The following is a 21,756-nucleotide window of genomic DNA, read 5'->3' as shown; positions in this document are numbered from 1 at the left end:
TGTCTAGAGTTAAGCGGGCCTGTTAAACCAATTGGTAAGATAGTTTATTACCCAGTTTAGCCATCAATTTCGCTTCCTTATCTAAATCGGCAACATTTAAATCTTGCTCAAGAAAAAATGCCTTATCAATCGTCAATTGCATATCACCGCCATCTGTCTTCAAGCTGAGCAAATCAACCACTAATGGCTGACGGCTATTATTTAGCAATACCGCTAAACGGAATAGACGAATTAAACGTGTTAACACTTTATGACTAACATTACGCAGTAATGGCAAGCTTCTTCGTTTGAATTTTTTTCTCCCATTACTCACCAACAGCCCTAATAGTTGCTGCTCATTTTGGTTATAGCCAGGCAATTCACTATTTGCCAAAATATAGCCCGAGTGATTTTGAAAATCACTGACACTAATTTGCAAACCCACTTCATATAAATAAGCCGCTTCTTTTAACAACTCTTTTAAACCTGTCGTTTCTAAGCTCCACTCTTCAGCCACTTGATTCCATAGCAGCTCACACGTTTCCGCTACTTGTTGTGCCTGTCGTCGATCCACATGGTAGCGCGTTTGCATATCTTGACGGGTTAATAGTCGTGTACTTTGCTCTTTATCTTGCTGCTCCATTTCATAAAGAACACCTTCACGCAAAGCAGCGCTGCAGGACTTTAGCTCTGTAATACCTAAGCTTTTCATTACCGCGATCATAATCGCCACACCCGCGGGTAATACGCCGGCTCGCGCTTCATCAATACCGACCCACGAAAGCTTTTCAAAACAAGACTTCTGGCATAACAAGTTCTTTAACTCCAAAAGGTCGCTCAACAATAAGCTATCGGTATTGTCGCCCACTAAACCAACCGCTTTAAAAAGTGCTTTAGCGGTGCCTGACGTTGCAAATACATTGTTCCATTTAAATTTTTTAAAGCGATGTGAACAAAACTCTAGTTTCTGTAAGGTCGCTATCTCCGCTTTTTTAAAAGCTTTTTTGTTCAACTCTTTCGAGAAATAACGTTCAGTAAAACTGATACAGCCCATACTTTTGCTTTCTCTATAGAGGGTCTCACAGCCCTCACCCACCACTATCTCTGTACTACCGCCACCAATATCAATCACTAAACTATTGTCGAGTAACGCCTCACTACGTACCACACCTTGATATATAAGGCGCGCTTCTTCACAGCCAGAAATAATCTCTATTGGGAAGCCTAACGCTTGCTCAGCTAATGTTAAAAATGCATTACGATTATTTGCCTCACGAATGGTATGTGTTGCTACCACCCTCACTTTTCCGGCTCCACTTTCTTTTAATATATCGCCTATTTCTTTCAAGCTAGAAACAGCACGTAGAATTGATTCGTAATTTAAGTCATTTTCTTTATTTAGCCCCGCTCTTAACTTAACGCGGTGCTTAACCCGTTTAATAGGTTCAATAATGCCATTTTGCATACGGGCAATAATCAAATGAAAGCTATTAGAACCAAGGTCTAATGCCGCTAGCAACTCTGAGCTATCACTTTTCTTAATCATTTTATCTATCATGTTTTTTTACTTTCAATCGCTTTCAGGTAATCATATATCGCTACTTGTGAACGTATTTTTCGTTTATTGCCACGTGGCCTATACTCATTAACCTGCTTCTTATCAATAATTCTAGCTTTTGTTTTATCGCTCCATTGCACGTTAAATATATAAATCAGTCGTTGCTGAATACCCTCATCGTAAATAGGGCAACCGACTTCTATTCGGCGATCAATATTCCGTGTCATCCAATCGGCTGAACTAATCACAACCTTCGGTTTACCACCATTATGGAAAACACTCACCCGAGTATGCTCCAAGAAACGATCAACAATTGATATAACCTCAATATTTTCACTCAGGCCATCTACACCTGGCACTAATACGCACATCCCTCTGATAATCATACGAATTTTCACACCCGCACAGCTCGCCTCATAGAGCTTACGAATAATACTTTTATCATCAAGATTATTCACTTTTAATAAAATTTCGGCCTTATGACCTTTTTTTGCCATTTTAATTTCATTATCAATCGACTGATTAATCCAGTCTCTGGTATTAACAGGCGAAACAATTAAGTGCTTAAATTCTTTTTGCTTATAACTGTTAACAATAAAGTCAAAAACATCGATCACTTCTTTTGTAATATCTTCATTACGAGTGAACAAACTATAGTCAGTATATATTTTTGCTGTTTTTTCGTGGAAATTACCCGTGCCTATATGGGCGTAGTACACCGCTTTGTCCTTTTCGTGCCGCCCAATTAAACATAGTTTGCTATGGCATTTTAAAGAAGGCACTCCGAACTCAACCTTTACCCCCCCTTCGGTTAACACCTTTGCCCACTCTATATTTGCCTGCTCATCAAATCGTGCATGTAGCTCTATAACTGCCAGTACTTTTTTACCGTTTCTTACCGCATTAATGAGTGATTTAATAATACGGCTATTGCTTGCCACTCGGTACACGCTTATTTTTATTTCAAAAACAGCCGGATCAAAAGCCGCCTCACGCAGCATTTCAGTAAAGTGGCTAAACTTATGGTAAGGGTAGCTCAGCAGAATATCTTTCTTTTTAATCGCTTGAAAAACACTGGGGTACTTAGCAAAATCTTGCGATACTAAAGCCGGCATTTTAGGGTTTTCTAAATGCTTTCGCCCTATATTTGGAAACCCTATAAAGTCCCTAAAGTTATGGTAACGACCACCCGCTATAACACTGTCATTCCTAGAAATACCCAGTTTATTTTTCAACATATCAATCCCAGCCGATGACATACCACGCTCATAAACAAAGCGAACAGGCTGAGAATTAAGGCGCTGTTTAAGCCCTGTCGACATTCTTTCTAGCAACGACTGGTCAATATCATCGGTTAAGCCAAAATCCGCATCACAGGTCATTTTCATTGAATAAACATTGTGCTGTTTATAGTCAAAATACGGTGCAAATATATCGTCAAAACAATAGCGAATCACATTATCTGACATGATAATATTTTTCCGTCTCTTACCTTTCTCGCGTGGCAATTCAATAAAACGTGGCGAATCATTCGTTGGGATGGCAACAGCTGCATATTGAATATCATCCCCATTAATCATTTCACAAATCAAATAGGTTGAATCATCTTTTAATAATGATGCTAAATCGGTATCTTTATTGATGATAATAGGCTCAATATAGCGCTTTAATTTATTATAAAAATATTCACGGAGCCAGAGCCCTTGCTCTTCGCTCAGCTGATCTTCATTAATTAAAAAGATATGTTGGTGTGCCAGCCCTTTTAAAACATCAAAATAAATAACTTCAAAATCTTCCTGAAGCTTTAATACTTTTTTCTGAATGGCGCGCAAAAGGTTTTTTGTCGGCGTTTCATCTTCCAAGCTTTTTTCAATAAGGACTTTACGCTTAACATTCGCTACTCGAACACGAAAAAACTCATCAAGGTTATTGGAGAATATTCCTAAAAATCGTACCCGCTCTACAATAGGAACAGACTTATCTGTCGCCTCTTGTAAAACCCGCTCGTTAAACGATAACCAGCTAAGTTCCTTTTCAACATACTTGTGCCCATCATTTTTTGTCACACACACCACTCTATACTTTCATTTTCAACAACACAGCATAACCATGAGATATGACATTTAAATGACAACACCGGGCCAAAACGACCCTTTCGGTGAGTCGCTTAACAATTTCAATCCAGTGAGGCGTTGCATTTTGCGGTGATAATAAGCCTAATGCGGCTCTTTGCTTAACTGTCTTAAGCCGAGAGCTAATTTTTCATCAGAACATTGCCCCTCTGCTCTACTTATTTAAGTCTCGTTTTCAAAAGCGATATCAGCCCACTCAGAAATTCTGCTTCTTACAACATTAGCGAAATCAAGGGGTCAGCCAGTTTGATTTTAATAATGAAGCAGTTAAACGCTTATTCACCCAATATAAATTCTTGATGTTTGTCTAACCATAATGGATATTTGAACATAGCTTTTGAGAAGTGTCGGCTTTGCAAATGTCGATTTAACCATTTTTGTAAATGAGCATAGGGACCCTGTAAATACAGCTGTCGATTAACCCGGGAAAACTGTCGAATAAAGGGCAATAATGCATAATCCAGCATACTTGGCGTAGAGCCCATCAAGAATTCATGTTGCGTTAAACGAAACTCTAGCTGCTGAACAAAAGGTTCACATAGCTGTCGGCAATGCTCTTCATCATCGTTATGGTAACGCCTGGCGCGTTTATATTGTTCCAGCATTGGTTTGAATTGCGTGTCATTTTCTTCAATGATTACCAGCATTTCTTTTAAACAGTCTGCCTGTTGAGAATAGAGTAAATCTTCAGGATCATTACGATTTAAAGCCCACAACATAATATCTAGACTTTCATCTATGACGTGCTTTTTACCTTCGATTTTATTATTAACATCAACACTGTTTTCTAGTATTAAAACAGGCACTGTGCCTTTAGCTGACATCGTTAACATGTGAGCTGGTTTATTAGCCATAGTAATGGCACGAAGCATGACCGTTTGCCCTGCTGACAAAATAGCGAGCCTTGCACGCATGGCATATGGGCAGTTTTGCAAGGAATAGAGTATGGGTAATGTCATGAATTAAAAGGGCCTCTTAAGTCGACTGCTGTTCTTGAGAGCCAGGTCTATATTGCTTACAATGGCACACTTGTTATTTAATGCTGATATTAATATGAATGATACTAAATCGCTACCCTCTTTACCTGATCGCTTGTCTGGTAACCCCCGTAGTCCACATCATGTGGCAGAGATCTTCGAGCAGCACAATATTGGCATTAAGCTGAACGACAAAGAACGTACCGATGTTGAGGAGTATTGCATCAGTGAAGGTTGGGTAAAAATCGCTTCTCCTAAAGCCGTGGATCGTCGAGGGCAGCCGCTTCTGATAAAACTAAAAGGAACGGTTGAAGCCTTTTATCGTTAACTAGCTCGCCCTTCTTGTTTCACCCCTATATCAAGAACCCAGCCCGCTTGTTTTATTACTAATATCTAACAACATCAAGCCGACTGCTAAAGATCAACGGCGTACTTGCCTCATTCCAGCAATAAGTTATTGTCACAGCTAAAGCTTCTTGGCTGCTGAGTTATTGGGTCCACAAACTGAAGTTCCTTTGCCAGTAATTGCAATGGCGCTGAATAGTTATCTGCTGATAGTGGCTGTAGTTTTGGGTAGTATTTGTCATTCAATATAGGCCAGCCCAGCTCCTGCATGTGAACGCGTAATTGATGGGTTTTACCCGTAACGGGGTTTAATTCAAATAACGCATGTTGAATTGATTGTTGCAAGCATCGAATCACAGAATGACTATTGGCTTCCCCCTTGGTCACCTGCATGCGAAAACGTGGTTCGCCCTGCACGATACGATTTTTAATGTCCCACTCCTGAGCAAGCAACTTTTCACCGTGACTAATTTTGGCAATGGCCTGGTATGTTTTGTGTATTTGTCGTGTTTCAAATAAATGATGGTAACGATGGCGGCTGCTCGGGTTAACAGAGAACATAACCAAGCCAGCTGTCACTCTATCCAAGCGGTGCAACGGTTGTAAGGCCTTAATGCCTGTGCTCCGTTGCAAGCGGTTTTGCAAACATTCATTCACATAAATACCGCCAGGGGTTACCGCTAAAAAGTGAGGCTTATAGGCCACTAAAATGTGCTGGTCTTGGAATAAAATGGTTTCCTCAAAGGGGATACTCGGTTCGCTGTCAACTTCCCGGTAATAATAAACCCTTTGTTGCGGTTTAAATGGCGATCGCGTCGTTATCAACGAGCCGTCGTGCCAGTGTACTTTGCCATCGGCCATTCGCTGTTGCCAAATCTTGGCATCAACATAGGGGAATTTAATGATCAGGTATTCCAGCACGGTGGCAACACCGGGGTTAGTCTGCGGCAAACTCAGTTTTGAGGGGTGCTCGGAAATGGCCATTTAGTGCTCCAAATTTTGGACTATAGCAGGATTTAATGCTGCTATTAAGTAGGCTCAGCTATTAGAATTTAATGGGGTCATTTTAATGGACTTTAATAAAACAAGTTAGCTCGATGACAAAATTTAAAGCAAGTGATAGCGGTTATTAACATCCCCTTTTCCTGCAACGTTATAATCACAACTTAACGATCAACGTCAGCCGTATTGGCGGAGCTTTTCTTATTACATTGGAACCGATGGCGGGTTAAATAAAGGTCAGGTGAACAAGGTGAAAAACGAACAGAGTCACTGGGCTATTTGTCTGGAATGTAAGGGCCACGGCAAAAAAAGCAAAAGGCTCCGCAAAAAAGTAAAACTCCGCTACCAGCGGGAACTGGAGCATTTTGAAAAAGCAAATAGCCAAGGGTCGCCTCCCGCTCGCCCTAAAGGTCACCTCGCCTCATGCTTAAAATGTAATGGCTCTGGATTGGTTCATTCTGATACGCCCCCTTTAACGGATAAAGAGAACTACCCTCACCTTGCTATCATTGGTGCTGGAATTGGTGGCGTGGCTCTCGCCGTGGCTTGTTTTCACCGCGGCATTCCTTTTACTCTTTATGAACGCGATAGCGGCTTCGATGCACGTTCTCAAGGATATGGGCTCACTTTGCAACAAGCCAGTAGAGCAATCGAAGGCTTGGGCATTTTCTCGTTAGAAGACGGTGTCATTTCAACTCGGCACCTAGTTCATTCTACCGATGGAAAAGTAATCGCTGAATGGGGCACTAGAAAGTGGGGGCCGTCAGATGCGAAAACGACACCGAAGCGTACGAATGTGCATATCGCTAGACAGTCCTTACGCTTAGCTTTACTTGAGCAACTAGGTGGAGATGATGCCGTGCAGTGGGGGCATCAATTGGTGGCGTTTAAAGAACATCAGGGTAAAGCTGTAGAGTTGAGCTTTGAAGTAGAGGGTGGCAACAAGAGCGCCAATGCGGACCTTGTGGTGGGGGCAGATGGAATTCGTAGCTCAGTCAGGAGGTTGTTGATTGGTGAAGAGGCTTCTCCATTATGTTACTTAGGATGTATTGTGATTTTAGGGATTTGTCCTTTAGAAGAGATTAAATGTATTGACAGTTCTTTGCTGGACTCAGCCACGGTATTCCAAACCGCCAATGGCCATGAGCGGATCTACATGATGCCTTATTCGTCAACCTCGGTGATGTGGCAACTTAGCTTCCCTATGGCAGAAAAAGAGGCTAAGGCATTAAGCGCTCAAGGAGCCGGAGCATTGAAGGAAGAAGCGCGTCGCCGATGTCAGTGGCACGATCCCATTCCTCAGATTTTAGCCGCTACGCTGGAAGCTCAGGTATCTGGTTACCCTGTGTATGACCGAGTACCACTTGAGCCAGAGCTATTGCAAAAAGCAGCTCAAGTGACCCTGATTGGAGATGCGGCTCACCCGATGAGCCCGTTCAAAGGACAGGGAGCCAATCAAGCTCTGCTAGATTCGCTGGCGCTGGCTCGGGGGATCAAAAAAGGATGTAGACCTTTATCCCAATGGAGGGAAGTAGGCGTGAGAGAAAGTGTGTTAACTGAATTTGAATCAGACATGTTAGAACGCAGTGCTAAAAAAGTGAAAGACTCAGCAGAGGCTGCACAGTTTTTGCATTCCGACATCGTGCTTTATGAGGGCAACGAACCGAGAGGACGGTGCCTAAAGAGAAAAGCTGAACATGAGCTGAATTAATAATAACCACATCAAACTCATGCCTAAAACAGAATAAAAGAGAACATTAGCCTTTTATCCAAGAGCAGCTAAAAAGACTGCTTTATTTTCTAATTAATCCCTTTTTTATAGCTATAGTCCTTGGCTATATTGAGCCATAGTGGACAGCGGTATCATTTGATTAAGTTGCACCTTCGCGCCGTTTTTCCCGCCTATCATTTGTTCAAAGTATTCTATGAGCTGTGCTTTATTCTGCTCTGCTTTTGACCCTGCCCCTATGTTAGTTAGGTCTATAAAGAATTCATCAAACATTTCAGATAAGTCGTTGACGACATCCAAATTCAAGAATTGCTCATCATTATAAATGCTTGGGTAACCGCCTTTTTGCTTATCAATAGCAAATGAAACGCCTTTTACATTGGTAATGGTTGTTGCCTTTTGGCACTTGAGCATACAGCCATCTTCTATACTCGGTTTTTTACAACCCACGGTTTGTTGGAAAAAGCATTGCCGACTGGTCATCATTAAAATCGGGTGATAAATGCTGTATAGCAATTTAAAGTTTTTGGGTCGCGCTATATTTTTTATTTGCATACGGTTAATTTCGTTAGAAATAAACGCACCAGAACAATTAAGCTCTTCTTGTAGCGTTAACAAGGCGTAAGAATTGGTGGTGTTTAAAAAGGGTCCCGCTATCCAATCTATTTGCATTTCAAAGGCTTTATGGGCAATGCCAGTATTGTTGCTAACAATACGTTTGGGCTTTACTTGCTCAAGCACTTTAACCGCTTCTAAATAGTCCTTACCGATAAGAACAGCTGGAAACCAAGGGATTAAACGCGGGTTTTGCAGCAGCAGATCAATATACTTAGTACAGCCTTTTTTGAAGCTTTCCGGTAACTTGAAGTAAATATCGGCATCGGTCATGTCACACAAGTGCAGGTCTTTTTCATCGGCTATTAGCACCGACATAGACGGTTTATTATCCGTCTGCATTTTTGGATGGTTAACCAGCGCTGGAACATCCACATTGGCCACAACCTCGATTGAATCATTGAGTATGAAGCTTGCTTTGTTTTTTATTTCTGCCAGTTCTTTAAATGGGAGACTTAAGTTTTCTGCCAAGCCGTCAAAATCAACTGACTCCACTGTGTATCGTGCATTATTAAACCCTTTAAAACGTTTTTTTATTGCCGTTGGGTCAAGCCTCGATTGCGTTGCTTCTTTTAATGGCGCGTTGGACTCAATCACATAGGTCGCAGCTAACTCGTTGTCTCCTATTACTTGCAGTGTCAGCACTAAGGGTTCATTAAGCTGCCCTGAGAAACTCAGCGTTAGCGATTGCTTGGCAATGCTTAAGTCTTTAATTTTATCGGCTAATTCATCACCCAGTGTATTCCTTTCGTCATAAAGGCTTTGCTTAGCCTTGTGAATTTGCGGGATAGAAACGGCTTGGCTTTTTGTTACCGCGTGTTCAACACTGTGGTCTCGAGGGTTATCAATAAACATGTCTTTTGTTAGATTACCCTTTAAAAATGAATTGGTGAAATCACGGTTAAAGACTTTATGTAAATTTGAATCGTCTGCCAATAATTGCCCTGTTTCTACGAATTTATTGATCTGCTTACGCCAACTGTCCACGACGGTATAGACGTAATGCGCCCCTTTAATGCGCCCTTCTATCTTTAGCGAATCGACACCGGCATCCAGCAACTCCGGCAGGTCAAAATAGGCCGAATTATCTTTTAAATTAAGCGGAAAATTGTTCCCCGTTGCGGTGGTTTCGTATTCATCACGGCACGCTTGACTGCAACGGCCACGATTTCCCGAATTACCTACGCTAACAGAGCTTGAATAACACTGGCCAGAAAACGCGATGCACAATGCGCCGTGCACAAACACTTCGGTAAACACATTATGATCATGCGCGAAGCTTGTTAGCGTTTTCACTTCTTGCAAATTCAACTCACGCGATAAATTAACGCGGGTTGCACCAATTCGTCCAAGGAATTGTATTTGCCCCTCATTATGCGTTGTTAGTTGAGTGGAGGCGTGTATGTCGAGTGTTGGGAAATGCTTTTTAACTAGATTAAATACACCTAAGTCTTGAACGATAATGCCATCCAGATTGATGTTAACCAGTTTGTTTAGCAGTTTTATTAACGCCGGCATTTCTTGCTCAAGAATCACCACGTTGAGCGTTAAAAACACCTGACAATGGTGTTTATGTGCCAACCGTAAAACGCCGCACAAGTCATCAAAGGAAAGGTTCGTGGCACGGTTACGTGCATTAAACATATCTAAACCGCAATACACGGCATTAGCACCAGCAACGATGGCGGCCTTAATCGCCTCCGCATTACCACCTGGGGCCAACAATTCAACTCTATTATTCTTCATTTGTTTAATACGATCATAAGCAACATTAAACGCACATTTTACGGTATTTTGAGTCCGTTGCTGCTCTATATCGCATGTGTGGAGAAAGGTATAATATATGCCCTTCCCCCGCTTTACTGAATATTAATATGAATAATGAAATTGATTACAAGAATAGTCCGCTACATGGCCTTAGTTTAAAAAATTTATTGACTCAAATAGTAGACCACTACGGTTTTGAGATTCTCTTTGCTTATTTAAATATCAACTGCTTTAAGACCAATCCGAGTATAGCGTCTAGCATTAAGTTTCTTAAAAAGACGACGTGGGCATGTGAAAAGGTTGAGGCGTTCTATTTGTATGAGTTTAAAAACTTGCCTAAGGTCTCTTCCGAACAGTTTTCATTACCTCCTAGGGATCGAATTATTCCTTTAGATCAAACTCCAGGAGAGCCTGCCGAGTTAAGTTTGGAAGATGCTGATCAATTACGCCTGAAACGTGTAACGAAAGCGGCTGCATATAATCAAGATAAGCACACGGACAACCGAAACAGTCATCATTACAGAAAGCATAATCGCGAACCGTTGGATTCTGCACAGTCACCTGCTGAGGAGTATGAAGACCCGTGGGCAAAATGGAGATAAAACCGAGAGTAAATTAAGGAGTCGGCTAGCTTGATTTTTATTCTCAAGGAACTTAGTGAAGAAAATACGGCAACATGATGATAAAAAAATGAATATTGGTTTAGCACTTGGAAGTGGCTCTTCTCGTGGATGGTCGCATATAGGCGTTATCAACGCCCTAGCTAACCAGGGAATTGTACCCAACATTGTTTGCGGTACTTCCATTGGCTCATTAGTTGGCGCTTCTTATGTATCAAATAACCTTGAGAAACTAGAAAGATGGGTGTGTTCTCTAAGCAAACTTGAGACGGCTCGGTTTTTTGAAATCAACACGTCCTTTAATGGTTTTGTTAATACTGAAAGGCTGCACCATTTTTTAAATAAATACGTCGCTACTGATGGTTCGCTAATAGAAGACCTTGACAAGCAATACGCCACAGTAGCAACAGGTTTAGATACTGGAAGAGAGGTATGGCTAACAAAGGGGTCTATATTAGAGGCCGTTTGGTCATCTATTTCCTTGCCGGGGCTCTTCCCTGCTATTAAAAACAATAACAAATGGCTTGTAGATGGCGGGCTTGTAAACCCTGTTCCAGTTTCTGTCTGCCGTGCACTCGGTGCAGACATTGTTATAGCCGTAAATTTAAACGGAGATATTGTAGGAAAACACCTTCAAAACCCCAAAATTTCAAAAAATCAAGAGACCGGCGTTGTTGGAAAAATAACGGGCTTAGTCTCTGACTATACATCGTCGGTATTTTCAACAACAAAAACGAAAGACCAGCCACCAAGTTTGTTCGAAGCGATTGCTAGCTCAGTTAATATTACGCAAGACAGAATCACACGAAGTCGCATGGCCGGTGACCCTCCTGATATTTTACTTTCTCCAAAGCTTGCTCACATTGGTCTATTAGAGTTTTATCGAGCAAAAGAAGCAATTGATGAGGGTTATGACTGTGTTCAGAGAATGCTGCCAGAAATACAGCATGTAATAAATATGGCCTGACCGAGCACTCCATTTGACCTGCAAGTGAGTAAGGCCTTAGGCAAAAGCGGCAATAAAAAAATAGATGAAATTTGTGAAGCGACAAATAAATTATGGGCACTGAATAGTTAAAAAGGAAATCAATCAAATTTAACCCCATTGGTTAATAACATTTAATGTATTGAGGCGAGGTTATGGAAATATTACACAGAAGTGATATAGAGCAAGGAGGGTTTGCTGGACTTCGAGAGCACCGCCTTGTTACGGACACGCGATTGTTTGGTGATAAAAAGTCGAGTAAAGCATGGGATGGTATAGGGAATTTTGTTTATTTGGCCGATGCAAAGTTTTTACCTAAAGGTGAGACCCGACTCCATAGCCATAAAGAAATTGATGTAATTTCAGTGATGGTAGAAGGCCGTATTATGCATGAGGGTTCGCTTGAGCATGGGCAGCAGATGGAAAACCATCATGTTCAGGCACAACGTGCAGGTGGCGAAGGGTTCTCCCATAACGAAATTAACCCAGACGACGCCGAAAATCGAATGGTACAGCTCTGGGTTTTACCCGAACAACAAGGACAAGCTGCTGGGTATAAATTATATTCACCTAAAGATGGAGAGTTAACGCGTGTGTACGGTGGAGAAGCCGGACAAGAGACCACATTGAATAGCCATACATTGATCGATGTAGGCATTGTTTCAGAAGGTAAAAGCATATCTCTAAGCACACCTTTCATGGCATATATAACGCGAGGCTCGGGCATACTTAATGGACAGATCGTCAAAGATGGTGACTTAATACGGGATGACAGGCTAGAGTTCAAAGCTAAAGATGATACGCAACTTATTATAATTCACACAAGGCGCTAACAATGTTCCATGTACGACGCGCAAAAGGCTCGCGCGTCTTAACCTAAACGCCAAATCCACAAGGAGGCGTATGAAAAAATTAATATTTATCTACATACTGGCGTTTACCAGTCTCGCTTTTGCAAATGAAGAAGTGTTAATTGAAAATCCAAATATAGTGGCACAGTTAAATACTATTCAATCAAATCTAGATAAAGTTTCCTCTTCAGTTATGGCTTGTCTTGAATCTGGCCATGAACATTCAGCATGTTTGTGTCAAAACAAAGAAATCATTAACCACTTTAATAACAACGTTGAAGCACTCTTCAGGGAAAATAAAGCATTAGAAACGCATGATTTAGTAAGGTTTAAAACAACCGATGGCACATGGGTTACACAAAGCCTTAAAGGTCTTTCAAAACAAGCAAGTGAAGGCAAACCATCGTGTACTTAACAAGTGACTATAGTGTCAATCCTACTATTTAAATCATTTTAGGGTTCCACATCACCCCTTCTCTCATTAAAAGGGCCGCCTTTAGCGTAGCGTTAACCTTTTTGAAAATTTGTGTCTATTGTTATAGGATCATATGCATGAATTACGGAGATATACATAAGAGCGACTCTGTGTTTACCTTAAAATCCACCCAGTCAGGTGTTAAAGGTTAAACTTTATAAACAAAAAACCGCTCATTCACTCCACTAGATAGCAAAAGCGCCACTCCTATTGTCGTCATGCTTTTGCTACAAGTGAGTTTTACCGTTAGGTAAGGAACCATTAATTCAACAATGAGGGTGTAGCATGATTGATAAAAATTACAGTGATGGATTGGGCAAGCTAACCGTACGCATTACTGTCGGTAGCCTCATGTTTTTTCATGGCATAGCTAAGATAATGCACCCAGAATCATTGGAGTTTATCGGCAATAACCTTGCTAGCATTGAATTACCGGCAGCTCTTGCCTACGGAGTCTATATAGGTGAAATCATTGCGCCGTTGATGCTTATAATCGGGTACTACGCTCGAATAGGCGGTTTAATTGTAGCTGTCAATATGCTTTTTGCTGTTGCTCTAGCGCATTCAGGGGAGCTTCTTAGTTTAACTCAACATGGCGGTTGGGCCATTGAGTTGCAGGCATTTTATTTGCTTGGCGGATTTTCTGTTGCGCTGCTCGGTAGTGGCCAGTTTGCAATAAAACCAGATTAAGTAACAACGTTTGGTATTACTTGCCATACAAGCGAATCAACACCGAGCTAAAACACACCGCTTCTGTTCGCCTTTATGGCCGCTGCGCCAACCGCTAAGGTTCTAAATAATTTGGAGCTGACTCAGCGCCTTTAAACACACGGAGCCTTGCCTGCATTTAACAAATGCATTTAATACTCGACTATCTTTAGCAAGCAACCGCCATTTCAAAGCCTTTGCTGATAACGCCTTCTTGGAAGTGCTTTTCTCGATCAATATTAAATGTTTCTGGCGCAATGATACTTTGAATACGCAGCGGGTTTCCTGTTGAATCCGTCAGTACTTTATCCAGGTTAACTACCACTTCTTTAACCGGGTTCATATAGCGATCCATAATGGTCATCACCTTCGGGCGTAGTTTTGACTCTTCATTTGCCTCGAGCACCAAAGCAATTCGATTGTCGCTTAATTGAACATAACAGCCCGGCGGAAAAACACCTAAACTCTCAATAAATTTACTCACCAATGGCCGATCAAATTGCTCACCGGCTTGCTGATAAAGAACCTGCGTAGCTTCGAGGTGGGTTAAGCCTTTTTTATAAACCCGATCACTGGTCAGCGCATCATAAGTATCTACAATTGAAACGATATTTGAGTAAAACGAAACCCCCGAATCTTTGAGTCCTTGGGGGTAGCCCTGCCCTTTGACCCGCTCATGGTGTGTTAATGCTGTTTCTATTGCGCCGTGAAACATGTTGCTACTAGATTTTAATAATTCAGCGCCCAAGGTCGTGTGTGTTTTCATGATCTCCGATTCTTCAAATGAGAGCTCGGACGGTTTATTCAAAATGGCTGAAGGTATCAGCATTTTACCCATGTCGTGCATCATCCCACATAGTCCAAGGTTCTTGAGGTCTTGCTCAGCAAGCCCTATGTGCCTACCTAATACAATGGATAACATGCTAACGTTTAAGCTGTGTTGCGCCGTGTATTCGTCTTTGTTTTTTAATTGGGTGAGCCATAAGTGAGCATCTGGAGATTGCAAAATGCTATTAACTGATGAGGCGACGGCTTCTTTCGCTATTGCTGTATCAATACTGCCGCCTTCCTTCACTTTTTGCATGAAGTCAGAAACCAACTGCCCCGTCGCACGGTAGCTACTGGTTGCATTATTGATTTCTTTTTCAAATGACCCTGTTTTTTTTGGCGTTTTGCCAAAGACTAACGAGTTATTAACGGCTCTGCTCTTTGCCGACAGGCTTAGTTTGCTTTCCCGAGCACGATCGATATAAACGTAGTAGCAAAAATTTCGAAGCGCTTTAAGTTCACGCTCTGTCGTTATATTAAAGCCTTGCAATTTAAACGGTGACCCAAGCCAAGGTCGATCTAGTTCAGCAACGTACATACCCGGCTGTAGATTTTCCGATCGAACATAGGTTAGCTCTGACTCAGCTAAGAATTTCACTTCCCCTTTCGAGGGTGCTTTTTTACCGAAAAGTTTTAGAAGCCAAGCGATCATCATGATACTCCTTTCATTATTCTTAAACGCTTTTTAAATCATGCAAATACGTTCAAATTAGTATCGAAAGTATAAATTAATACTCGGGGAATTCAGCAGCACCGTTGATTTATGCTTCAATTCTTAGCGGTAGGTCACAACTACTTGATCTAAATAGAAAATTTAAGAGCCATCGAACCGCACAACCCATCCCTCACTACCATTGGCATAGCTAAGAAAGCCTTCTTCCAACCGCTATTTTTTATGGTTGGTGATAAATTGATAGACGCCTATAATGTTTATATGAAGACAGAGATCATATTAGAATCTGTTCTTACTTGCCCCCACTGTGGGCATAAAGAAACGGAAGTCATGTCAACAGAAGCCTGCCTGTGGTTTTATGATTGCAAAGGCTGTGGCGCATTACTCAAACCATCTGAAGGCGACTGCTGCGTTTTTTGCTCTTATGGGTCTGTGCCTTGCCCACCGATCCAACAAGGTACTTGTTCAGCTGACTAAAGCACCAATAAACCACTCACTAAATACATGACATCATTTTTAAGAAACACCCCTTTATTCGCCATTGCCCAAGGCTTAATGGTCAGCTCAGTCTCTTTGATCGTTACCTGTGCGGCACTGGTTGGTTATTCGTTAGCTGATGATAAGTCGCTTGCAACATTACCACTAGCCGTTATGTTTATTGCGATCATGGCGTGCAGCATCCCCTCTTCATTGATACTTGAGAAATTGGGACGGAAAAAGGGTTTCATGCTTGCAACGCTAATTGGTATGACTGCTTGCGCAGTCGCAAGTTACGCTATTATTATTCAAAGTTTTTGGCTGTTTGTTTTAGGCACTGGACTCGTTGGCGTTTTTAATAGCGTGGGGAACTACTTTCGTTTTGCCGCCGCCGACAGTGTTGCCGTTGAATATAAAAGTCGCGCCATTTCTTTTGTGATGCTTGGCGGCATCATTGCGGCCTTCGTCGGCCCAAACCTCGCCAGCTTGTCCAAAGACTGGATTACAGACGCTCAGTTTGCAGGGAGTTTTGCTGCTGCCATTGGCATTTATCTCTTAATGTTGCTCACCTTGAGCGGACTTTCTTTAAAGCCGACTCAAAACGAAGATATTAAGGAAGCGCCAAGCCGCGCACCTCGCCCCTTATCCGTTATCGCAAAACAACCGAAATTTATCGTTGCCGTTATTTGCGCCATGTTCGGTTATGGCGTTATGTCCCTAGTGATGACGGCAACACCATTGGCTATGATGGGGCACGAGCACAGCTTCAAGAACACCGCTTTTGTTATTCAGTGGCATTTACTTGGCATGTTTGTACCCTCCTTTTTTACAGGTTACCTAATCCGCTACTTTGGTGTCTACCGTGTGCTTGCAATGGGTGTCCTCACTGGCTTTATATTTATCGCAGTCAATGTGTCGGGGCATGATTTGACTCATTATTGGTTTGGGCTAGTATTATTGGGCATTTACTGGAACTTTTTGTTCGTTGGTGGCACCACCTTACTGACAGAAACCTACCGCCCAGAAGAGAGAGCAAAGGTTCAAGGGTTGAATGATTTTATCGTCTTTTCTAGCGCCGCATTTTCCTCACTTTCTGCTGGACTCATCCAATTTCAATTTGGTTGGGAGTTGGTAAACCTTGGTATTATTCCGGCGCTGATCTTTATCTCTTTTAGTTTGGTTTGGGTAAAGACAAAAACAATGACAAGTACGGTGAAGGAAAGCATTTAGCTATTCAACATGCAGCAAGAAATTTTAGACTTTTGGTTTAACCAAATTGAACAGAAATTATGGTGGCAAAAGGATGATGCATTTGATCGGCTAATCACTAAAAAGTACTCGGCGATTCACCAGCAAGCAAGCCGTTGTGAACTTTACCCGTGGCGAGAATCGGCACAGGGCCGATTGGCTGAAATCATCATTCTAGATCAGTTCTCTCGGAATATGTTTAGGGATTCAGCGCTTGCTTTCGCCAATGATTCATTGGCACTAACATTGGCTCAAGAGGCTGTTTCTAGTGGAGCCGATAAAGAACTAAGCCAGCTCCAGCGTGGTGTTCTTTACCTTCCTTATATGCACAGTGAATCGAGAAAAATTCACGACGTTGCTCTCGCGCTATACAAAAAAAATGGCATTCAAACGAATTATGATTTTGAGCTTAAACATAAGAAAATTATCGATCAATTTGGCCGTTACCCCCACAGAAATAAAATACTAGACCGACAATCGACCGAGGAAGAGTTAGCCTTTCTAACGCTGCCTGGTTCTGGCTTTTAACTTAGATAAAACAAGCTATGCTCGCCAATCACGGTGCGCAATATACGCTGGCGTGCCTTTTGTTTTTTCTCGTTCTGCCAGCTCACCAAACCATTGAAACCACTCGGCAAAAGTGGGTTGTTCAAGTTCAACCCGCATATCAAGTAACCAGTGGGCTAACTTCCGATTCATTGTCATTACAATACCGCCCGCTAAATCCAACACAAATTCCTGCGGTGCAATTCGCTTATAAACGAGTAAGCCCATCGTCTCAAGAGATGTACAGACGGTAACAGCTGCATGTGAATATTCCGCACCTAATTTACTAATCTCAGCCAATGAAGCGCCATCAGGCACTTCTCGTAATAAGGCAATGGCATCTGAAAAGTCTTGATCATAAAAGGCCTGCGAAAGGTTGATCGCAATCGTGTCGCGTTGCTGTTCTTGCATGTTTTTTATTTGGTACAGGCCAAAAACCAAACCACCTACAATACTCGTAGCACTAATTATTTCGGCAAGATCTGCCCAATCTGATAGTGTTAATCCATACATTTTTAACCTCCTTTATTTAGCCCTTTAGTGACAAGCTAAACGTCAATGCTAAACTTAATTTCTTCCGAGAGATAAAAGTTTCCTCGTAAAAACCTCATCCTTGCGTGTGAAAAATCCACCGGCGCATAGTCATTAGAAGGCTTCTCTTCTGTTAACAAACCAAGCCGTTGATACGCCTCGGCCACCAATTCACTACAAAACAATGATGTAAGGTCTTCAGCTTTATTACGAAACGCACCATCGCTAGAGGCTTTTAATAGCTCAAACTTATTGCGTTCATATGCCCTGCCTCTTAATTCCTCTCTCAGGTTCACCAAACAGCGTAATCGTTCTTCATTTAAAATGTCACCCTGTAGCCTTCGGATTGATATCTCACCTTCAAAGGCCCTTACCCTGTCATGAAATGAAACGAGTCGCACACCCTCTGAGTGAAGTCCCGTTTCTATATCTAAGGTATCTTGCCGAATACTGGACTCCCAGATAGTTAGAAAATCATACTCTGGCGGGTCGACAATAAGCCCAACGTGAGACCATTTACTTCGCGTACCCACTTTAACCAATTTGCTGTACGCATCAATTCCTGAGAATAAAATAATGTCCCCTGTACCGAGTTCATTTGTGTCAATTGAAACCCGCACCTTGCCGTAACCCCTTAACGTGGGTGCAACCAAGCCGGTAGGAAACTCGTTGGCTCGGTTGTTATAGCCTGATTATAAGGAATACCTAAGCGCTGCAAACGCTCCTGTAATTTACCGTTTTTACACTCAGTAAAGATATCCATACAGCCGCCGACAAAATCACCACCAATAAAAATTTGCGGCAACGTGTTCCATGTGGTCTCTTTGTTAAGTGCTAAACGAATGTTTCTACCACGGTCATTGTCGACATATTCAGCGGCGTCTAAGTTGATGATACGGTAAGGTATTTCGTATTCGACAAAGAGCTTAGCCACCGCCCAACAAAATTCGCACCACTCGAGCGAAAACATCACAATGGGTGTTTTTGCATCGTTAATACAGGCCGCTAGTTCTTCAGCAGCGGCGGGCTTTTTCCCCTCGCTTTTAGCCTCCATTAGAGCTCACCGTATCGCTAAAATTGAAACCCAGCTGTCGACTGTGAAATGCTGAGTTCTTCTTCGCTCATATCGGTTGATATGCCATCAAATAACGGCGTTGACAGGTAGCGTTCGCCCGTATCAGGTAGCATGCAGAGGATATTCGCACCTTGTGGAGCCGTTTCAGCCACTTTCAACGCGCCCGCGAGTGTTCCACCAGCTGAAATACCAACAAAGATTCCTTCTTTAACGGCTAAATCCTTAGCGCACTTGATCGCCACGTTTCCATCAATAGGCAACAACTCATCAATACGCCCACCGGCATCAACCACTTCTTTAGTCAATTTTGGAATAAAGTCTGGCGTCCAGCCTTGCATCGGATGGGGTGTGAAATTAGGATGACTTTCATTTTCTACTTGCGGAATACCACTGCCCAATAATTGAGCATTGATCGGTTCACACACAATGATTTTGGTATTTGGACTTTTTTCTTTTAATACCTTGGAAACACCATTTAATGTCCCGCCTGTGCCGTACCCCGTCACCCAATAATCTAGAGTGGTATCAGCGAAATCATCCAAAATTTCCACCGCCGTCGTCTGCATATGAATTTCCGCATTTGCCGGATTTTCAAATTGTTTAGACTGCCACCAACCGTGTTCTTTAGCTAACTCTACGGCCTTTTTGACCATGCCAGTACCTTTCTCAGCCGCGGGTGTGAGCACTACTTTTGCACCTAAAAACCGCATTAGTCTGCGTCGTTCCACACTGAAACTTTCTGCCATTGTAATGACTAGTGGGTAGCCTTTTTGCGCGCAAACCATTGCTAAACCAATACCAGTATTGCCGCTAGTTGCCTCTACAATCGTTTGCCCTGGCTTTAATTCACCACGGCGTTCGGCATCTTCTATAACCCCTAACGCGAGCCTGTCTTTTACCGACCCCATCGGGTTGAAAGCTTCGATTTTGGCAAAAATATTAACGCCCTTAGGGCCTAATGTATTGATTCGTACAACCGGTGTATTACCGATCGTTTCTAAAATATTCTCATAGCGTTTAGCCATCATCCGTCTCCCTTTATTATTTATACAGACTTACTCAGTTTATTTAGCTGACCTCTAATATTAATTTATCACCCATCTCAACCACTTCGTTGACCAAATCATCAGCGTGATGCCAATCTGTTCTAGCGCCCAAGAAACAAGGACGAATAACAAGCTTATCACCGACCATCGTGGTACTGGGGATATTCACGCCATTTTTCATTAGCTGCCGATGAATCATTTTATTCAGCGCATTTAGGTCTGTCGCTTGCTCATTCACATATCTAAAACAACAAATCGACAACGTAGGTTCCAACGCCAACTCTAAATTAGGGTGTTTTTTTGCTTGCTCTGCTACACGTCGTGCCATCTCGTTATGTCGGCATATACGGTTCTTAAGACCGTCAACGCCTATCTCGCGGATAAGCGCCCAGACAATGGCTCCACGCGTTGGCGCGGACAGTTCAACACCTAAGTCATGATAAGGAATACCAATGGCGTCCATCGAGTTTTCTACGTGCTGAGCTTCGACCGTTGTCGTTGCGATATAGTGCGCTTCGCCCTGCGTAAAGGTATGCTGAAGCGCATCGTAATCACGTACAAACGTTGCACCGATGCCGACCGGCGCACCTAACCATTTATGGGCATCTACCGTCACTGAATCCGCTAATGCTAGGCCTTTATATAAATTATGTACTTGTGGGTCCAAGGTACCCGGTAAACCATAGGCACCATCCACGTGAAACCAAATATTGTGCTCACGCGCTATTTCGCCAATTTCTTGTAGCGGATCAACCGAGCCCGTATTGGTACTGCCTGCATTCGCAACAATAGCAACCGGCACTGCATTTAGTTTTTTGTCTTCGAGTAATTGTTTTCTTAATGCATCGGGGCAAAGCCGCGTCATATTATCCATCCCAATATGCACCATCGCATTGCGCCCCATGCCCAACACACTCACCGCACGGTGTATCGTATGGTGACTTTGCTCAGTTGCATAGACTCTACAAGCGCGCTGCAATCCATCACTGGCCGGATCCATGCCTATACGTTCAAAGGCCGATTGCCTTGCTGCGCCTAGGCCAATTAAATTCGCCGTTGAACCGCCACTACTGAAGACACCTTGCATACCATCACTTAGCCCAAACATCTGTGCTAGCCATTGAAGTGCCAAGCCTTCTAAGTGATTAAAGGCCGTCATCCCTATACGTTGTGGTGACGCTACTATGCCAGCCAAAGTTGCAATAGAACCCATATCCGTAGCCGCTGTTGTAATGTAAGACGTACAACCTGGCTTAGCAATTTGGGAGCCATTCGGTATAACGTGCAAACCCAATTCAGCAATTACCTGTTCTGCTCCAATGCCTTGGCTTGGAACAGGCCCACTCAATGCCGATTTCCAACGTTCCACATTCGCCATTGCATCAGGGTGTTCAAAACGTTGGTATTGCTCTAGTGACTCACTCAACTGAGCCAACAAACTCGACAGGTTGTTACATTCTGCGTGCTCTTCGTACATCAAAACCCTTTACCTTATTAGCCTCAAAACAGTACTTTACCACCGGCCAATATTTGTTCCACGGTTTTTGGCAACTGATTCGCAACAGCTAAAAAACTCATTTCTCATCACA

21 protein-coding genes are annotated in these 21,756 nt (G+C 42.5%); 10 read left to right on the top strand and 11 right to left on the bottom strand.

What is annotated here, in order from left to right; translation table 11 throughout:
• Positions 1-22 precede the first annotated feature (22 nt).
• The 3 genes from AB1Y31_02835 to AB1Y31_02825 all read right to left on the bottom strand — a co-directional run bounded on the left by AB1Y31_02835 (position 23) and on the right by AB1Y31_02825 (position 4,628).
• Entirely contained in the window at positions 23-1,537 is a 1,515-nt protein-coding gene (locus AB1Y31_02835; protein ID MEW4982104.1) for a Ppx/GppA family phosphatase, read from the bottom strand.
• A complete protein-coding gene (gene ppk1, locus AB1Y31_02830) occupies positions 1,534-3,603 on the bottom strand; it encodes a polyphosphate kinase 1 (protein ID MEW4982103.1) in 2,070 nt (689 codons plus the stop codon). Before ppk1 ends, AB1Y31_02835 begins: the two co-directional genes overlap by 4 nt.
• Before the next feature lie 341 nt (positions 3,604-3,944).
• Positions 3,945-4,628 carry a glutathione S-transferase gene (locus AB1Y31_02825; GenBank protein ID MEW4982102.1) on the bottom strand — a complete coding sequence of 228 codons (684 nt, stop codon included), beginning with the start codon at positions 4,626-4,628 and terminating at the stop codon, positions 3,945-3,947.
• 61 nt (positions 4,629-4,689) lie between these two features.
• On the opposite strand from AB1Y31_02825, the gene AB1Y31_02820 reads away from it, so the two are divergent.
• Positions 4,690-4,974 (top strand): DUF3297 family protein, encoded by a 285-nt coding sequence (locus AB1Y31_02820; GenBank protein MEW4982101.1) that lies wholly within the window; start codon positions 4,690-4,692, stop codon positions 4,972-4,974.
• 110 nt (positions 4,975-5,084) lie between these two features.
• Here the strand turns inward: AB1Y31_02820 and AB1Y31_02815 are convergent, their stop codons facing one another.
• Complete coding sequence (locus AB1Y31_02815; protein MEW4982100.1) at positions 5,085-5,975, bottom strand: pseudouridine synthase; 891 nt, start codon at positions 5,973-5,975, stop codon at positions 5,085-5,087.
• A 268-nt stretch (positions 5,976-6,243) separates the two neighbouring features.
• On the opposite strand from AB1Y31_02815, the gene AB1Y31_02810 reads away from it, so the two are divergent.
• Entirely contained in the window at positions 6,244-7,704 is a 1,461-nt protein-coding gene (locus tag AB1Y31_02810; protein MEW4982099.1) for an NAD(P)/FAD-dependent oxidoreductase, read from the top strand.
• 111 nt (positions 7,705-7,815) lie between these two features.
• Here the strand turns inward: AB1Y31_02810 and AB1Y31_02805 are convergent, their stop codons facing one another.
• Entirely contained in the window at positions 7,816-10,083 is a 2,268-nt protein-coding gene (locus AB1Y31_02805; GenBank protein MEW4982098.1) for a peptidase U32 family protein, read from the bottom strand.
• Positions 10,084-10,211: 128 nt separating this feature from the next.
• On the opposite strand from AB1Y31_02805, the gene AB1Y31_02800 reads away from it, so the two are divergent.
• The 5 genes from AB1Y31_02800 (at position 10,212) to AB1Y31_02780 (ending at position 13,725) form a co-directional block, all read left to right on the top strand.
• A complete protein-coding gene (locus AB1Y31_02800) occupies positions 10,212-10,706 on the top strand; it encodes a VF530 family DNA-binding protein (protein MEW4982097.1) in 495 nt (164 codons plus the stop codon).
• Between the two features lie 55 nt (positions 10,707-10,761).
• On the top strand, positions 10,762-11,691 hold the full coding sequence (gene rssA, locus AB1Y31_02795; protein ID MEW4982096.1) for a patatin-like phospholipase RssA: 930 nt from the start codon (positions 10,762-10,764) through the stop codon (positions 11,689-11,691).
• Between the two features lie 173 nt (positions 11,692-11,864).
• On the top strand, positions 11,865-12,542 hold the full coding sequence (locus AB1Y31_02790; protein MEW4982095.1) for a pirin family protein: 678 nt from the start codon (positions 11,865-11,867) through the stop codon (positions 12,540-12,542).
• A 70-nt stretch (positions 12,543-12,612) separates the two neighbouring features.
• Complete coding sequence (locus AB1Y31_02785) at positions 12,613-12,975, top strand: hypothetical protein (protein MEW4982094.1); 363 nt, start codon at positions 12,613-12,615, stop codon at positions 12,973-12,975.
• 345 nt (positions 12,976-13,320) lie between these two features.
• On the top strand, positions 13,321-13,725 hold the full coding sequence (locus AB1Y31_02780) for a DoxX family protein (GenBank protein ID MEW4982093.1): 405 nt from the start codon (positions 13,321-13,323) through the stop codon (positions 13,723-13,725).
• A 187-nt stretch (positions 13,726-13,912) separates the two neighbouring features.
• On the opposite strand, the gene AB1Y31_02775 is transcribed toward AB1Y31_02780, so the two are convergent.
• Positions 13,913-15,226 (bottom strand): HD-GYP domain-containing protein, encoded by a 1,314-nt coding sequence (locus AB1Y31_02775; protein ID MEW4982092.1) that lies wholly within the window; start codon positions 15,224-15,226, stop codon positions 13,913-13,915.
• 279 nt (positions 15,227-15,505) lie between these two features.
• Here AB1Y31_02775 and AB1Y31_02770 point away from each other — a divergent pair, with 279 nt between their 5' ends.
• Genes AB1Y31_02770 through AB1Y31_02760 form a run of 3 tightly spaced genes read left to right on the top strand, consistent with a single transcriptional unit; the run spans position 15,506 to position 17,497 of the window.
• Positions 15,506-15,721, top strand: a complete 216-nt coding sequence (locus tag AB1Y31_02770; GenBank protein ID MEW4982091.1) for a GDCCVxC domain-containing (seleno)protein — start codon at positions 15,506-15,508, stop codon at positions 15,719-15,721.
• 27 nt (positions 15,722-15,748) lie between these two features.
• Positions 15,749-16,951, top strand: a complete 1,203-nt coding sequence (locus AB1Y31_02765) for an MFS transporter (GenBank protein MEW4982090.1) — start codon at positions 15,749-15,751, stop codon at positions 16,949-16,951.
• A gap of 9 nt (positions 16,952-16,960) precedes the next feature.
• A complete protein-coding gene (locus AB1Y31_02760; protein MEW4982089.1) occupies positions 16,961-17,497 on the top strand; it encodes a DUF924 family protein in 537 nt (178 codons plus the stop codon).
• A 15-nt stretch (positions 17,498-17,512) separates the two neighbouring features.
• On the opposite strand, the gene AB1Y31_02755 is transcribed toward AB1Y31_02760, so the two are convergent.
• From AB1Y31_02755 to AB1Y31_02735, 5 genes are read right to left on the bottom strand one after another with little or no spacing between them, the layout of a single operon-like run.
• Positions 17,513-18,028, bottom strand: a complete 516-nt coding sequence (locus AB1Y31_02755) for a hypothetical protein (GenBank protein ID MEW4982088.1) — start codon at positions 18,026-18,028, stop codon at positions 17,513-17,515.
• A 35-nt stretch (positions 18,029-18,063) separates the two neighbouring features.
• Positions 18,064-18,666, bottom strand: a complete 603-nt coding sequence (locus AB1Y31_02750; GenBank protein ID MEW4982087.1) for a hypothetical protein — start codon at positions 18,664-18,666, stop codon at positions 18,064-18,066.
• A 14-nt stretch (positions 18,667-18,680) separates the two neighbouring features.
• A complete protein-coding gene (locus AB1Y31_02745) occupies positions 18,681-19,100 on the bottom strand; it encodes a glutaredoxin domain-containing protein (GenBank protein ID MEW4982086.1) in 420 nt (139 codons plus the stop codon).
• Between the two features lie 17 nt (positions 19,101-19,117).
• A complete protein-coding gene (gene cysK, locus AB1Y31_02740; protein ID MEW4982085.1) occupies positions 19,118-20,146 on the bottom strand; it encodes a cysteine synthase A in 1,029 nt (342 codons plus the stop codon).
• A 43-nt stretch (positions 20,147-20,189) separates the two neighbouring features.
• Positions 20,190-21,644 carry an aminotransferase class V-fold PLP-dependent enzyme gene (locus tag AB1Y31_02735; GenBank protein MEW4982084.1) on the bottom strand — a complete coding sequence of 485 codons (1,455 nt, stop codon included), beginning with the start codon at positions 21,642-21,644 and terminating at the stop codon, positions 20,190-20,192.
• Between the last annotated feature and the right edge of the window lie 112 nt (positions 21,645-21,756).

The organism is Cycloclasticus sp. (assembly GCA_040743155.1).
Classification (GTDB): domain Bacteria; phylum Pseudomonadota; class Gammaproteobacteria; order Methylococcales; family Cycloclasticaceae; genus Cycloclasticus.
This window is presented reverse-complemented; position numbering and strand designations above follow the sequence as displayed.

Coding starts and splice junctions, on each gene's coding strand:
- AB1Y31_02835 (MEW4982104.1), bottom strand. CDS start 1,537: ATGATAGATAAAATGATTAAGAAAAGTGATAGCTCAGAGTTGCTAGCG.
- AB1Y31_02825 (MEW4982102.1), bottom strand. CDS start 4,628: ATGACATTACCCATACTCTATTCCTTGCAAAACTGCCCATATGCCATG.
- AB1Y31_02820 (MEW4982101.1), top strand. CDS start 4,690: ATGGCACACTTGTTATTTAATGCTGATATTAATATGAATGATACTAAA.
- AB1Y31_02815 (MEW4982100.1), bottom strand. CDS start 5,975: ATGGCCATTTCCGAGCACCCCTCAAAACTGAGTTTGCCGCAGACTAAC.
- AB1Y31_02805 (MEW4982098.1), bottom strand. CDS start 10,083: ATGAAGAATAATAGAGTTGAATTGTTGGCCCCAGGTGGTAATGCGGAG.
- AB1Y31_02800 (MEW4982097.1), top strand. CDS start 10,212: ATGAATAATGAAATTGATTACAAGAATAGTCCGCTACATGGCCTTAGT.
- AB1Y31_02790 (MEW4982095.1), top strand. CDS start 11,865: ATGGAAATATTACACAGAAGTGATATAGAGCAAGGAGGGTTTGCTGGA.
- AB1Y31_02785 (MEW4982094.1), top strand. CDS start 12,613: ATGAAAAAATTAATATTTATCTACATACTGGCGTTTACCAGTCTCGCT.
- AB1Y31_02780 (MEW4982093.1), top strand. CDS start 13,321: ATGATTGATAAAAATTACAGTGATGGATTGGGCAAGCTAACCGTACGC.
- AB1Y31_02775 (MEW4982092.1), bottom strand. CDS start 15,226: ATGATGATCGCTTGGCTTCTAAAACTTTTCGGTAAAAAAGCACCCTCG.
- AB1Y31_02770 (MEW4982091.1), top strand. CDS start 15,506: ATGAAGACAGAGATCATATTAGAATCTGTTCTTACTTGCCCCCACTGT.
- AB1Y31_02765 (MEW4982090.1), top strand. CDS start 15,749: ATGACATCATTTTTAAGAAACACCCCTTTATTCGCCATTGCCCAAGGC.
- AB1Y31_02760 (MEW4982089.1), top strand. CDS start 16,961: ATGCAGCAAGAAATTTTAGACTTTTGGTTTAACCAAATTGAACAGAAA.
- AB1Y31_02755 (MEW4982088.1), bottom strand. CDS start 18,028: ATGTATGGATTAACACTATCAGATTGGGCAGATCTTGCCGAAATAATT.
- AB1Y31_02745 (MEW4982086.1), bottom strand. CDS start 19,100: ATGGAGGCTAAAAGCGAGGGGAAAAAGCCCGCCGCTGCTGAAGAACTA.
- cysK (MEW4982085.1), bottom strand. CDS start 20,146: ATGGCTAAACGCTATGAGAATATTTTAGAAACGATCGGTAATACACCG.
- AB1Y31_02735 (MEW4982084.1), bottom strand. CDS start 21,644: ATGTACGAAGAGCACGCAGAATGTAACAACCTGTCGAGTTTGTTGGCT.